This is a genomic window from Paenibacillus sp. SC116, from assembly GCF_024733555.1.
In the GTDB taxonomy this organism is placed as follows: domain Bacteria; phylum Bacillota; class Bacilli; order Paenibacillales; family Paenibacillaceae; genus Paenibacillus_B.
Genome location: NZ_JANIOF010000001.1, coordinates 1,290,352 through 1,303,409 on the forward strand (window position 1 = coordinate 1,290,352; position 13,058 = coordinate 1,303,409).

General features: G+C 43.6%; 16 protein-coding genes. 4 read left to right on the plus strand and 12 right to left on the minus strand.

All coding sequences use genetic code 11. The features are described from left to right. Positions 1-83 precede the first annotated feature (83 nt). The 6 genes from spoIIIAF to spoIIIAA are packed head-to-tail and all read right to left on the minus strand — an operon-like array spanning position 84 to position 4,345. On the minus strand, positions 84-854 hold the full coding sequence (spoIIIAF, locus tag NQ117_RS05630) for a stage III sporulation protein AF (RefSeq protein ID WP_258277000.1): 771 nt from the start codon (positions 852-854) through the stop codon (positions 84-86). A gap of 27 nt (positions 855-881) precedes the next feature. Beyond that, the gene (gene spoIIIAE / locus NQ117_RS05635; protein WP_258277001.1) at positions 882-2,183 is read right to left on the minus strand and encodes a stage III sporulation protein AE; all 1,302 of its coding nucleotides are present in this window, start codon (positions 2,181-2,183) and stop codon (positions 882-884) included. Positions 2,184-2,197: 14 nt separating this feature from the next. Next, positions 2,198-2,587: a stage III sporulation protein AD gene (spoIIIAD, locus tag NQ117_RS05640; protein WP_258277002.1), complete on the minus strand. Its 390-nt coding sequence runs from the start codon at positions 2,585-2,587 to the stop codon at positions 2,198-2,200. A 9-nt stretch (positions 2,588-2,596) separates the two neighbouring features. Further along, complete coding sequence (gene spoIIIAC, locus NQ117_RS05645) at positions 2,597-2,800, minus strand: stage III sporulation protein AC (RefSeq protein WP_005546700.1); 204 nt, start codon at positions 2,798-2,800, stop codon at positions 2,597-2,599. 11 nt (positions 2,801-2,811) lie between these two features. Then, entirely contained in the window at positions 2,812-3,402 is a 591-nt protein-coding gene (gene spoIIIAB, locus NQ117_RS05650; protein WP_258277003.1) for a stage III sporulation protein SpoIIIAB, read from the minus strand. Beyond that, entirely contained in the window at positions 3,329-4,345 is a 1,017-nt protein-coding gene (spoIIIAA, locus tag NQ117_RS05655) for a stage III sporulation protein AA (RefSeq protein WP_258277004.1), read from the minus strand. The genes spoIIIAB and spoIIIAA overlap by 74 nt, the downstream gene beginning before the upstream one ends. A 566-nt stretch (positions 4,346-4,911) precedes the next feature. Between spoIIIAA and NQ117_RS05660 the strand changes: the two genes are divergently transcribed. Continuing rightward, positions 4,912-5,640: a 2-phosphosulfolactate phosphatase gene (locus tag NQ117_RS05660; protein ID WP_258277005.1), complete on the plus strand. Its 729-nt coding sequence runs from the start codon at positions 4,912-4,914 to the stop codon at positions 5,638-5,640. A 159-nt stretch (positions 5,641-5,799) separates the two neighbouring features. Here the strand turns inward: NQ117_RS05660 and NQ117_RS05665 are convergent, their stop codons facing one another. The 5 genes from NQ117_RS05665 to NQ117_RS05685 form a co-directional block, all read right to left on the minus strand. Next, positions 5,800-7,053 (minus strand): aspartate kinase, encoded by a 1,254-nt coding sequence (locus NQ117_RS05665; protein ID WP_258277006.1) that lies wholly within the window; start codon positions 7,051-7,053, stop codon positions 5,800-5,802. A gap of 181 nt (positions 7,054-7,234) precedes the next feature. Continuing rightward, on the minus strand, positions 7,235-7,792 hold the full coding sequence (efp, locus tag NQ117_RS05670; protein WP_258277007.1) for an elongation factor P: 558 nt from the start codon (positions 7,790-7,792) through the stop codon (positions 7,235-7,237). A 42-nt stretch (positions 7,793-7,834) separates the two neighbouring features. Next, positions 7,835-8,905 carry a M24 family metallopeptidase gene (locus NQ117_RS05675; RefSeq protein ID WP_258277008.1) on the minus strand — a complete coding sequence of 357 codons (1,071 nt, stop codon included), beginning with the start codon at positions 8,903-8,905 and terminating at the stop codon, positions 7,835-7,837. 35 nt (positions 8,906-8,940) lie between these two features. Then, positions 8,941-9,390 (minus strand): type II 3-dehydroquinate dehydratase, encoded by a 450-nt coding sequence (aroQ, locus tag NQ117_RS05680; protein WP_258277009.1) that lies wholly within the window; start codon positions 9,388-9,390, stop codon positions 8,941-8,943. A gap of 136 nt (positions 9,391-9,526) precedes the next feature. Beyond that, on the minus strand, positions 9,527-10,105 hold the full coding sequence (locus tag NQ117_RS05685; RefSeq protein WP_258277010.1) for a YqhR family membrane protein: 579 nt from the start codon (positions 10,103-10,105) through the stop codon (positions 9,527-9,529). 224 nt (positions 10,106-10,329) lie between these two features. Between NQ117_RS05685 and NQ117_RS05690 the strand changes: the two genes are divergently transcribed. The 3 genes from NQ117_RS05690 (at position 10,330) to NQ117_RS05700 (ending at position 12,147) form a co-directional block, all read left to right on the plus strand. Continuing rightward, positions 10,330-11,283 carry a DUF1385 domain-containing protein gene (locus NQ117_RS05690; protein ID WP_258277011.1) on the plus strand — a complete coding sequence of 318 codons (954 nt, stop codon included), beginning with the start codon at positions 10,330-10,332 and terminating at the stop codon, positions 11,281-11,283. Between the two features lie 27 nt (positions 11,284-11,310). Beyond that, a complete protein-coding gene (locus NQ117_RS05695; protein WP_258277012.1) occupies positions 11,311-11,673 on the plus strand; it encodes a UbiA prenyltransferase family protein in 363 nt (120 codons plus the stop codon). 129 nt (positions 11,674-11,802) lie between these two features. Then, positions 11,803-12,147, plus strand: coding sequence for an MmcQ/YjbR family DNA-binding protein (locus NQ117_RS05700; RefSeq protein WP_258277013.1), 345 nt, complete (start codon positions 11,803-11,805; stop codon positions 12,145-12,147). A gap of 177 nt (positions 12,148-12,324) precedes the next feature. Here NQ117_RS05700 and NQ117_RS05705 read toward each other — a convergent pair whose 3' ends face one another. Further along, positions 12,325-12,945, minus strand: a complete 621-nt coding sequence (locus tag NQ117_RS05705) for a GNAT family N-acetyltransferase (RefSeq protein ID WP_258277014.1) — start codon at positions 12,943-12,945, stop codon at positions 12,325-12,327. Positions 12,946-13,058 lie beyond the last annotated feature (113 nt).

A 13,058-nucleotide genomic window follows, 5' to 3' on the forward strand; every position in this document is an offset into this window, starting at 1 on the left:
CTTGTCCTTATTTCACCTATACGCAGCTTATCTAAAAATATGACTAGCAATTACGACTTCTTAGCATGTTAACGCGCATTATTTTATGTTTTTTTCCAATCAATTTGTATCGCTTCTGGTTTAACAAGCCATTTCGAAGTGAGCATGTCGGTAATTCGCTTATTCCACTTCTTCGCTACATTCTGTTCAAGGGAATTGGATTTCCCACTCTGGGCAGATGTAGGATCACCGATAGATTCAGCTTGTACATCAACCGCGTGCACCTGTTCCACAGGCATGATTCCCTCCGTTTTTTCATTCTGTTTCGAAAGGGGGGAAGCTGTTTGATTGCTGTAGGTCATAGAAACCGTAATCGATTGTATTGAAGGCTCCGGCTGATTGGCTGATACTCCTAAGCTCACTGTTACTTTCTCTGCTTGGACACTATAATCGTCAGCAGGAATCAATTTCGCAACACTTTCAACTTGCAAGGTTTCATCCAACTGACTCGTATTCGTTCCTACTGCCAATTCATTCAGCTGATTAATCATTTGAGACTCCAGTTGTGATTCGGCAAGTTCGCTCACCTTCATTTGACGCTGGTGCTGCAAGCGTGCGGCATCCCGTTGAATGCTAGTCAATGAAGCAAATGCACTCGTTGTCGGATTAGATTGCTCCCATTCAACAGCCACTTGCTCCGCTAGATCTTTGTCGAATAACTTCATAATCGGTGAGAGCAAAGCCAATAAAATGATCAGGCTGAGCATGAGCTTTACATATCGCTGCATTTTTGCGCTTGGCAGCAACAAATCGACAAAAGCCGCCAGCAAAATAAGCATAATGATCTCTTTTAACCATTCACTGAGCCAGCTCATACTCACCCCTCCTCCTTGGACTTGCTGTCATCGCATCATCACCGTTACATTACCTGCTGTCAGCAAAATCGTAATGGCTAAAAAAAACATGAGTCCTACTGCTGCAAGCGCAGCAAAGACATAAATCATGCTCTTTCCAACTGTTTGCAGACAGCCGACGACTGGACTATTGCCAAGTGGCTGCATAATTGCAGCTGACACGTTATAAATAAGCGCCAACGTTAAAATTTTCAATGCAGGAAATGCACATAGGAACAACAATATAATGACCCCGGTAAGGCCCACCGCATTTTTCACGAGCAAGGAAGCCGTAATTACTGTATCTGTTGCATCTGAAAACACTCTACCCACGACAGGCACAAAATTGCCCGTAATATACTTGGCAGTACGAATTGCCACACCGTCCGTTACCGAACTGGTTACTCCTTGCACGGAAATAACACCAAGAAATACAGTGAGTAAAATACCGAGCAATCCAACACTGATGTTTCTAAGCAGATTGGCAAGTTGAGTCACTTTATACTTGTCCGTCAGAGAGCTGACAATATGCAGAACTGCTGAGAAAAACAACATTGGGAAGACAACTGTGTAAATAATTGTGCCTACCAAATGAATCATAAATACGATGAGAGGATGCAGCACAGACACGGTTACTACATTGCCTAGAGAGGCAAGCAATGTAAACAATACCGGCACCATAGCCATCATAAAATGAATCATTCCTGATATGGCATCTTTCGCATAGCCAATCGCTACATTAAAACTGTTGATGGCCAAAATAATGATGACCATGTACGAAACGGAATAAGCAATTTTGCTGACCGTATTGCGCTCAAAGGCAGTTTGCAATGTTTCAAGCACCATGCTAAATACGGCAAGAATGACAATGGTGACGATTAATTTTCCATTCGTAATCACTTCTTGCATTAGAAATTTGCCTAACGCTTTAAACGTGTTGCTTATCGTCAATTTTTCCCCGCCCGGAAGCAGTAAATCTGTAAAGTTCGGCAGTGAATCTCGTGGGAAGAAACCACCGTATTTGTTCAACAGTTCCTGCCAATATCCCTCAACCTCACTTGTCGGCAGCTGCTTTGTCTGCTCCTTAATCCAGGAGTCTGTCGGGGCTGCAGCTGGCGTAGAAGTTGACAAATCTGAGCTTGTCCCTTCAGCAGCAGCTTGTACAGTTGTGGAAAGTGCTTCCTCCGTTGATGTAAATTCCGAAGAGGCATAAGCGCCAGACACACAAGCGAGCAGTGATAGGATGAACACGAATATGAATAAGGAAATGAATTTGTTAGAACTCGTCGTGCGGTCGTACAGCTCGTTCACAGCCTCTCCCTCCATCAAGCTGGCAGCAGCTTCATAACGGTTTCAATGATGACACTAATAATCGGAATGGCCATGACGATAATCAATACTTTGCCTGCCAACTCAATCTTTGTTGCGATTCCGTCCTGACCGGCATCTCTTACCACCTGTGCGCCAAATTCGGCAATATACGCAATCCCGATAATTTTCAAAATCGTTTTCACGTAAATAGGCTCGATGCCTGAACGTTCTGCCAAAGAATCTAGCACTTCAATTACTGCCTCAATTTTTCCTATTAAGAACAAAAAGATGACAATGCCAGCGAAAGCCGATATGAGAAAGGCAAACATCGGCTTTTGTTCTTTAACGACTAGTACGAGTATGGCCGCAATAAGGCCAAGGCCGACAATCTGCACAATCTCCATCAACATCACCTACTGAAATAAGAAAATGGTTTTGATTTCTTGGAATAAATGATCCAGTAATCGAACGACCATAAATAGAACGACGACAAATCCGATAACTGTGACCCAATGTGCCATATCCTCCTTGCCCATCTGCTTCAGGACCGTATGGATCATAGCAATGATGATGCCGATTCCAGCGATCTGAAATATCGCGCTCACATCCACATTCATAATCAGGCACCTCAATACATTAAAATGACAGCTAAAATACCACTTAATACACCTATACTCCGGTACATTCTTACATACCGCCCCGCTTCATCGCTTGCATTGGCTTCTTCTTGCTCTATTCGCTTCATTGCATGGCGAAGATGATTGCGCTGATCTTCTCGGTCACTAATGCCTAAGCTCATTCCGAGATCATACAAAATACGGACATCTTGCGACTTTAAGGCGCTGTGCGGTGCTTCTGATTGAAGGGCTGAATGCCAAGCAGACTTGGCTGTCTGAATGTGGCCATCTCTTGCACGCATCCCCGCTGCCGCTTTTGCAAATAACTTGTTCAAGGGGGGTGGCACTTGCGCACTTAGTTGTTCACAAGCTTCATCAAGTGGGGTATGTCCATACATGACAGATGTCTCCAAGCGTTGAAGAGCGATAAGCAATTGTCTGAGCTGGCGGGGACGGGCCGCATAGTGAGAGGCTTGTATCCAGCCGATTGCACCCGCTGCGGCAATGACAATAGCAGCTCCGAGCAACTTAATGATGAGCTTCCCCCTCCCTTCCGATACGTTGGGATGCAGACGTTTGAAGAGCTCGCTGCTTCTCGTCATAGACACGAAGCGTCCATTGCTTTCTGACTCTTTTAAGAACGACAATGCGAGTAAAAATGCCGGCTTCAACAAGCGGTCCAATGCCAGGTCTGCGCGCGATTTCCTTCACATCTGCTCCGTGTGCCGATGCGACTACACGCACACCTGCATGTATCGCTTCATTCATCGCCAGCACATCTTCTTCACGTCCAAACTCATCGACGACAAGTACATCTGGCGACATGGAGCGGATGAGCATCATCATTCCTTCCGCTTTTGGACAACCATCAAGCACATCAGTTCTAGCTCCTACATCAAAACAAGGGACACCACGTACACAACCCGCAATTTCCGAGCGCTCATCCACAATGCCGACCTTTAGTCCCCTCCAATTCACATCTGGATGGTTCCAGCGTCCATCGGATATGGACCTAGCCATATCACGAAGCATTGTGGTCTTGCCATGCTGAGGTGGAGATACGATGAGCGTGTGGTGAATAGACTGCTGTCTAAAGTCTAGTAACAGTGGCATTAAACTAGCCGATATTCCTTGCTTCTCGCGGGCGATTCGAATATTAAACCCTGCAATATCACGCAGGTGACTAACCTTTCCATTGGTCAATACCGTTCTCCCAGCTAGTCCTATACGATGTCCCCCTGCAATCGTCACATAGCCGCGTCTAAGTTGTTCCTCCATCGTGTATAGCGAGTGATTTGTCAACACATCTAACAACTGGTGACCGTCTTCGCGAACAGGTATATATGCCTCATGAATTTGACTTGTCAGTATGCCTTCTGCCGTAACGAAATAATACTCACCCATGAAGCCAATTTCCAACGGACGACCCTCTCGAATCCGTACTTCTTCCAGCTCATTCAGTACTTGATCAGGAATGTTGGCGAGAATGGAACGAAGAGCAGGCGGCATCACATGAATCCATCCTGAAGCAGTTGCTACTGCCATATGGTCCTCCCTTCTTGAGACAGGCGAATTTGCAAAAGGTCGATCATGCATTTCGATCTGTTCTGCAGGCTTGGCCGCTTACTCCCATATGTATGATCATTGTTGCTAAATATGACTTGTCTCATCTACTTGTACATTGGGTGTTATTATTTTTCAAACACAATACAGTCACTTGTTTGCTACACACTTCTGTTATCCATCCATGCACATAGGCACCTGTCATTGGAACGACGCATATATTGAACTTGTATTCGGAGGCAATGTATTCGCAAGCGCATGAATCAAAAATAGGAGAAGCTTCAACTCACTCCTATCAGCAGGAGGCATGGATCTTGTTTTATTTCATATGATTTCAGAAACAGGCTTCGATATTATCTAGGTACTGGAAGTACTGATTCAGATCTCATTTAGAAAAATAGAGTGGGGAGAGCATGTTATATGCAAGTGATATCTATAAAATTAATGAAAAACAGGCGTACTCGAATCGCCAACATCGTTGATATATGTTCCTTCAGCTGAATACGTACAAGCACCTTCACCCATACAGCAAGAAGAGGAGGAAGCTTATGCAGTTACAAGTTGATGTCATTGCTAGTATCGGTGAAGCGAGAGCCGTTGATTTGAATCAACACACAGTCATTGTTATTGATGTTTTAAGGGCGTCTAGCACGATCATTACAGCACTGGCAAATGGCGCCGCATCAGTATTGCCTGTAGAAACAGTCGGTCAAGCGAGGCAGCAATATGTAGAAGGGGATGTTCTAGGAGGAGAACGATTTTGCAAAAAAATTGCCGGTTTCGATCTTGGAAATTCTCCCCATGAATATACATCTAGCTGGTGTCTAAATAAACGCATCGTCCTTACTACCTCTAACGGGACACGGGCGATTCAAAAGGCAGTACGTGCCGAACATGTTCTTGCTGGCGCATTTTTAAATGCATCCGCATGCGCCCGACTCGCACTAAGCTTACGAAGAAACGTTGCCTTACTCTGTACAGGCACACAGGACGCTTTTGCGTTTGAAGACGCACTCTGCGCAGGGATGATATTACATGAGATGATGTCTGACCATGCTGGGATGATCGTAACGAACGATCTTGGCATGTTGACCCTTAGTGCATATAAGCAGCATAAGGACCATATTCATGACGCAGTAAGACAAAGCTCCAGTGGCAAGCGCCTGCTCAAGCTAGGATTCAGTGACGATGTTGAATTCTGCTCTCTAACGAATCAAGTTCATCTCGTTCCAACACTACACCAACATCTCTTGATTCCTCATCGTGAATCATCTTAATCCGAATACTGAGTACCATGGCTATAAACCAAAAACCTCCGAGACCATTTCATACAATGGACATCGGAGGTTCTTTATTTACATTCAATTATTTATTTTAATTAAAGAATAAGAGCTCTATCTGGTTGTTATCAGTAGACGGGAATACACTTACGTATATTAACGTCGATCTTGCGGACCACCAACAAACGCATCTTCTACCGTATCCAAGCCATATGCGGTATGAAGTGCGCGAACAACTTCGGGAAGCTGATAATTGGAGATGACACAAGAAACTTTAATTTCTGAAGTGCTGACCATTTTAATACTAATCCCGAGTTTTGAAATAACTTCAAACATTTTCGCTGCTACGCCAGGATGACTAACCATACCTGCGCCAACGATAGAAATTTTAATAAGATCAGTCTCGGAGGATACATCATGATAAGGTACTTGTTGACGGAAGCTTTCGATTACTTGAAGTGCTCTCTCTCTATCATCTAGAACAGTTGTGAAACTGAAATCAGCTGTTCCGTCCTGAACACCGCTCTGTACGATGATATCGACATCGATACTAGCATCAGCCAATTTACCAAATACGGTGGCCAATACACCCGGTTCATCAGGTACTCCCATAATACTGATTCTTGCCACATTTTTATCATAAGCAATACCGCTAACGACAACTCCCTGCTCCATGACTGCTTCCTCCTTCACAGTTGTACCTTCATTATGAGTAAAGCTAGATCGAACAACTAGACATACCTTGTTATGCTTCGCATATTCAACAGCACGTGGATGCAGTACAGCAGCACCTAAATGAGCAAGTTCCAGCATCTCGTCGTACGAAATCTCATTAAGCTTGCGAGCACAGCGCACAATCCGTGGATCAGTAGAATAGATACCATCAACATCGGTGTAAATTTCACAAACATCAGCCTGAATGGCTGCAGCCAATGCAACAGCAGTTGTATCGGATCCTCCACGGCCTAATGTTGTGATTTCTCCAGCATCTGAAGCACCTTGGAAACCCGCTACGATTACGATTTGTCCTTTATCGAGCGACTGTTTCACGCGTGCCGGGTCGATATCCACGATACGTGCTTTACCATGGGTTTGATCCGTTAGGAATCCAGCCTGCCAGCCTGTATACGAAACAGCCTCGTGCCCAAGTTGATGAACCGCTATAGACAATAGGGATACACTAATTTGTTCACCTGTAGTCATTAACATGTCCATTTCTCGCGCAGGCGGCGTACTGTTCAGCAGTTTAGCCTTATCAATCAAGTCATCCGTCGTATCGCCCATAGCAGATACAACGACCACACATTGGTGGCCATCTAGTTTCTTCTCAACAATTCGTTTGGCGACTCTCTGCATACGCTCGACATCACCAACTGAACTTCCACCAAACTTCATGACGAACAAAGCCACACTGCTCACTCCCAATCCTCGGAATGTATCTTTTCATTTAATTGTGTATTATAGCACGTTTCCATATGTAGTGGTGGAAAAATATATGAATTAATTATACGAAAATTTGCACTAAAAAAGCTCTGCATACCTAAATAGGATGCAGAGCTTTCTCTCTTATGAATATAATGACGATTGGCTATTACGCGCGGGAAATGTACTTGCCTTCGCGTGTATCAATAAGCAATACATCTTCTTCATTAATGAAGAGTGGAACTTGAACGTTCAAGCCAGTTTCAAGCTTAGCGTTCTTCGTTGCACCAGTTGCCGTGTTACCTTTAATGCCTGGCTCTGTTTCTACAACTTTCAATTCAACGCTGTTCGGCATAGTGATTCCAAGAATCTCGCCTTGGTAGCTGGAAATATTAACAACCATGTTGTCTTTAAGGAAGTTCAATTCCCACTCCAATTGTTCGTGAGACAAATTGAACTGGTCATACGTTTCGTTGTCCATGAACGTATACTCGTCACCACTGTTGTATAGGTATTGAACTTGTTGGTTATCGATTTGTGCACGGCCAATTGTTTCACCAGCACGGAATGTTCTTTCTACTGTGTTTCCGTTACGCAAGTTACGAAGCTTGGAGCGTACGAATGCAGCACCTTTACCTGGCTTAACGTGTTGGAAATCAAGTACTGTGAAGATGTCCCCTTCTACTAGTACAGTAAGTCCTGTCTTAAAATCGTTAACTGAAATCACGATATTCCCTCCTAAGGTCGTTCGAGCTCGTCCGAATTTGTTCTAGATGACGAGCAATTGTTTCGTTGAATGTGTTATTATTTCAATCCCGTTCTCCGTCATGACAATGTCATCTTCAATTCGAACACCGCCGAATCCAGGTATATAAATACCAGGCTCAACAGTTACGGTCATTCCGGGAGTTAACACCGTATTATCACTCATAGCCAAGCGCGGGTACTCATGTACTTCCATCCCTAAGCCATGACCAAGACTATGGCCAAATTGAGGGCCATAACCATGTTTGACAATGATGTCACGTGCAAGTGCATCTGCTTCTCGCCCTGTCATACCAGGACGAATATGCTCCAACGCATGAAGCTGTGCCTCAAGCACAATGTTGTAAATTTCACGATGGCGATCTGTCGGTTCCCCTACTACAATGGTCCGAGTTATATCGGAACAATAACCTTTGTAGTAAGCACCAAAGTCCAGCTTAACGAATTCGTTTGTACCAATAATACGATCACTTGCTACACCGTGTGGCAGTGCTGAACGTTCGCCTGAAGCAACAATTGTTTCAAAGGAGCTTGATGTCGCCCCATGCTTACGCATGAAATACTCCATCTCCAATGCAACATCCATCTCCGAGATACCTGGTTTGATGTACGATAGAATATGACTAAATGTGCGATCTGCCAAATCAGCAGCTTCCCGCATAATAGCCAACTCATTCTCATCTTTCACCATACGCAGCTGCTCAACCAATCCGCTAACAGGTACAAGCTCTATACCATCCAATGCTTCCCCATATTTAGCGTATACGCCGTAGCTCATATGATCCTGCTCAAATGCAATGCGACTGATGCCGGATTCTTTTAGCAATGATGCCAATGTATCCGTAACTTTTGGAGCATGCTCCAAAACCTCGAACCCAATCGCTTGTTCAGGAGCTTGTGTCATATAGCGGAAATCCGTCAGTAAAATAGCACGATCTGCAGAAATAAATACATACCCTGCTGATCCTGTAAATCCTGTCATGTACCGTCTATTATACTCACTTGCGATCCATATGCCTTCGAGCCCTCGTTGTTCCAGCTCCTTACGAAGACGTTCCACGCGAGCATTGATCATCTGAATCCTCTCCTGTCCGCTAATGTTCGTGCTGATTATTCCTGCGATTGATTGCACACGATATGGTGCAAGGCTTGCAAGCCCAACTCATAACTATAAGCGCCCAAGCCGCATATTTGACCTGCCGCAATGGGAGCAATAACCGAAACATGACGAAACGCCTCGCGCTTATGTATGTTCGATAAATGGACCTCGATAACAGGAAGTGCTACCGCACTTAGCGCATCACGGATGGCATAGCTGTAATGCGTCCAAGCTCCAGGATTAATCAATATACCGTCACACTGACCATAAGCAGCGTGAATGCGATCGATTAAGGCCCCTTCGTAGTTTGTCTGCATGAACTCCAACTCTACTTGCAGTTGTGCCGCCATTTGTTGTAGGCGCTCCTCAATATCCTGAAGCGTAGTCGCACCATAAACACCTGGTTCACGTATCCCCAGCATATTTAAGTTCGGTCCGTTCAATACCAAGTAACGTGCCATTGTATCCCACCTGTCTTAAAGAGCATTCGGATAACCGAGCGCTATTAGAAGATACTCATCAGACCAATACTCACGTATTTTATCATAGGAACAAGCACTTGAGAAGCATCATCGTAGCGCAACTAGGATTATCCGTTCAAGAGGTGGCATTTGCCGCAGTTTGAACAGTATCATCTGAGTCGGTTTTCTCTTCGTTTTCCGGCTCTCGCAAACGCTCATCATTGTATTCAGTTGCTGCGGTATAGCCAATGAACAATCCCCATAACAAAAATATGCATAGATCTGTCGTTATGGAATTATAAGAGGTTTGGGTTACGGGAAGAACTAACCCGATGGCTGGACCAACGGCTACAAATAACAGTACCCACCAGAGAATGCCATACAATATACCTGGCCAAGGACCTTTTCGTTTCCTCATTGTAAATGTATAGAGCAGACTGCATAGAATGGAAAACAGAATAAAGGCTCCCCAACCTACAAATCGCCCCTGTTGACTTTTCAAAAAACTATTTAGCAAAAAGGGTTCCAACAAAAAACCTGGCACATTCACTGTGAAATGCAGTTCGTATGAAAGAATTCGCATCCCTCCCCATATCAAACCTGCATAAAACCCCAGCTGCAGCGCAAACCACCAAGGGTTGGTCTTAGGTTGATTATTTTGTTGATTCTGTTGGTTCTTCTGATTTTGTTTGTTTCTTGATTCATGTTGATTCACTTTACCTGCTCCTTATCCATCATGTGTAATTGCTCCCAACTTGAAACTTGTTAGTAGTATGCGCGGAAGCGAGACAGATTAACGAAGCTTATAACGGTTTGGCTCACGGATATAGGTTCTCTTCTGGAAAAAGAACGGCAAATCCTATACAATATATAAAAAGGATTCTATCAGGTATTATAATTTACATTTTATTACTAATATGGCGGGAAGGTGTGAAAGGATTGTCAGAACAACCGAAATCCATATACGGCGGACAAGCGGTCATTGAAGGCGTTATGTTTGCAGGCCAGCATGTAAATGTAACGGCCGTTCGCCGAAAGAATATGGAACTATCTTTTTATGAAGTTCCGCGCGAGGATAAGAAATGGGTAACAGCTTTGAAGAAAATCCCCTTTATTCGCGGCTTAGTCGGTATTATTGAAGCTAGCGCCCGTGGAGCTCAGCATTTGAACTTTGCAACTGAGAAGTATGCTGAGGATGAAGAAGGACCCCCAGACCCAGCTCAAAAATCAAGCAAGCTTTGGGATATTGGAATGATTCTTAGCGTTGCTGTTGTAGGCATTTTGTCTTTTGTCTTCAGCAAAGTTATTTTCACAGCGGTTCCTGTTATTATTGAAGAGTTCCTATTCGGCAAAGCATTCGATAATCGAGTGCTTCATACGATTATTGAAGGTATCATTAAATTATTCATGCTTCTTATCTACTTATGGTTTATATCCCAAACGTCACTCATTAAACGTCTGTTCCAATATCACGGTGCAGAGCATAAAGTGATAAGTGCCTATGAAGCAGGTAAAGAGCTTACGGTAAGCAACGTACAACAGTTCACACGCTTGCATTATCGTTGTGGCAGCAGCTTTATGATTTTGACTATTATCGTCGGTATCTTTATTTATAGCTTTGTGCCTTATGATAGCATGATTGATCGTATTGTTGGTCGCTTGCTGTTGCTTCCCGTTGTAATCGGTGTTTCTTATGAAATTTTGCGCTTTACAAATGCATTGCGCGACGTTCCTGTACTCCGCTTCTTAGGATATCCGGGGTTGTGGCTGCAACTTCTTACAACAAAAGAACCAACTGATGATCAAGTTGAGGTATCAATCGCTTCATTTGAACGCATGCTTGAATTAGATCGTACAATTGGTGCAGAAAGAAGTGCTCGTACAAGCGCTTAACTTATGTAATGGAAAGGGGTTAGCGAGATGAATCGAGTGCCAAATTGGCTCGTATATGTCGTACTTGGGTGTGCTGCTCTAGGATTTGTAATCGGATTTTCATCTAATCCTATCGCTTATTCGATCCCACTCGTTTTAGCGGCGATCATTTTCATCTTCTATCGTTTCGGTCCAAAGCGTACAACTTCACACCCACGTGTGAAAAAATCAGCCGCGACGGAAGCGAAGATGAAAGCAATGCGAAATACGAAACACACCAAAAACGTCAAAAACCATAAGCCAATAAAAACTCGAAGGTCTTCTGCTACCCTAACCGTTATTGATGGAAATAAGGGAAAGAATTCTTCAAGTCGTTCCATTGAAAAATCCTCAACAGGCGAATCTCAATAACATAAACATGTTCAGAATCATGTTGTCGCCTCGAGCGCTAACGGCCCTTTCACTTCCTAGAAGGTAGTTGGAAGGGTTTTGTTATTTATATAATAGCAACGTACATAAGATGGCAAGGAGGCAGCAATCATGAACAAGTGGGTGGAATATTGTATGACAAAAAGAGGGACCAGCCTAACAAATCCTTTTGGACCGGAAGTCGATGTCATGAAAGTAAGCACCAAAATGTATGCACTCTTTTCAACGGATGGAGCACCAACAGTGAGCTTAAAATGCGAACCTTTCCGGGCGGATTCATTACGTGAGCAGTACCCAGAAATAAAACCAGGATATCACCTTAATAAGAAACATTGGAACACCGTCTCCCTAGATGGGAATTTGACAGATGAAGAACTTGAAGCCATGATTGATCATTCGTACGATTTAGTAGTACTTAGCATGACGAAAAATGAACGGAGCAATATTGGCACTTAACTATAAAGTTAACTATTACTATTGCCTCACCTTTTATAGCACAAAAGAGCCGGCAAGTAGCCAGCTGCAAATATGCAAGCTAGATCTCTTACCGACTCTTCTCATCCTTTCTCTTAGAAAAAGAAGAAGGCATTATCCCTTCCATTGAACTCGTCAAGTTCAACGTACATGTTCATGTTATCGATTAAATACCATGCAATACTGTTCCAATTCGCTGTCAGGCATTTTTATCGTATCTACAAGTTCGAACCCATACCTGCCGTATAACGGCACATTGTTTGGATTTTGTGTCTCTAACGTACATGCCAAATCATTAGAAGCACATTCATCAATAAGCGGCATGATCATCTTCGTAACGACACCTGTACCACGGTACTGTTGCTGAACGACCAGCATATCCATATGCGCATATGGTCGATCTTCCAACATACTGAGCCATGCTGAGCTCATATTTCTCAGAATGGATACTCCTCTAAGAAACCCTTTTACCCCGATATATTTACAGGCAGGCAAGGACTTAATGATCGCAACTATAATTCTTCTCACATAATTCAACTGAGCTAACCGCGAGCTGCCGAATTTTTCAGAGTAAAATACGAGCATAACGGCTTCTAGCTGTGAGGAACTTGCATATAAATCTGAATAAGGATAAAGCATGTCCAAATAATTACGGAAAAAGATACGCAGCACGTTCAGTCTTGTATGTCGATCAGGCAATATAAAAATATATAGCGGGTCCTCCATAAACTGCTCGGCAAATACATCAGCTGCTTGCGGTATATCTCTTCGTTGTAACAATACTAAGCTGTTGCTGGAAATAGTTCCACCCCGGATCCAAAAGAATCCCCTCTTCTGTGAAATACAAATAAGCATCGTAAGCTTTCTCAGAAAAGGAGTCTATGAATTAGGTT

What these genes read in the sequence shown, in the direction of transcription:
- NQ117_RS05660 (WP_258277005.1), top strand. Translation starts at nt 4,912, where the DNA reads ATGCAGTTACAAGTTGATGTCATTGCTAGTATCGGTGAAGCGAGAGCC.
- aroQ (WP_258277009.1), bottom strand. Translation starts at nt 9,390, where the DNA reads ATGGCACGTTACTTGGTATTGAACGGACCGAACTTAAATATGCTGGGG.
- spoIIIAF (WP_258277000.1), bottom strand. Translation starts at nt 854, where the DNA reads ATGAGCTGGCTCAGTGAATGGTTAAAAGAGATCATTATGCTTATTTTG.
- spoIIIAD (WP_258277002.1), bottom strand. Translation starts at nt 2,587, where the DNA reads ATGGAGATTGTGCAGATTGTCGGCCTTGGCCTTATTGCGGCCATACTC.
- spoIIIAC (WP_005546700.1), bottom strand. Translation starts at nt 2,800, where the DNA reads ATGAATGTGGATGTGAGCGCGATATTTCAGATCGCTGGAATCGGCATC.
- spoIIIAA (WP_258277004.1), bottom strand. Translation starts at nt 4,345, where the DNA reads ATGGCAGTAGCAACTGCTTCAGGATGGATTCATGTGATGCCGCCTGCT.
- NQ117_RS05695 (WP_258277012.1), top strand. Translation starts at nt 11,311, where the DNA reads ATGAATCGAGTGCCAAATTGGCTCGTATATGTCGTACTTGGGTGTGCT.
- spoIIIAB (WP_258277003.1), bottom strand. Translation starts at nt 3,402, where the DNA reads ATGACGAGAAGCAGCGAGCTCTTCAAACGTCTGCATCCCAACGTATCG.
- NQ117_RS05675 (WP_258277008.1), bottom strand. Translation starts at nt 8,905, where the DNA reads ATGATCAATGCTCGCGTGGAACGTCTTCGTAAGGAGCTGGAACAACGA.
- NQ117_RS05700 (WP_258277013.1), top strand. Translation starts at nt 11,803, where the DNA reads ATGAACAAGTGGGTGGAATATTGTATGACAAAAAGAGGGACCAGCCTA.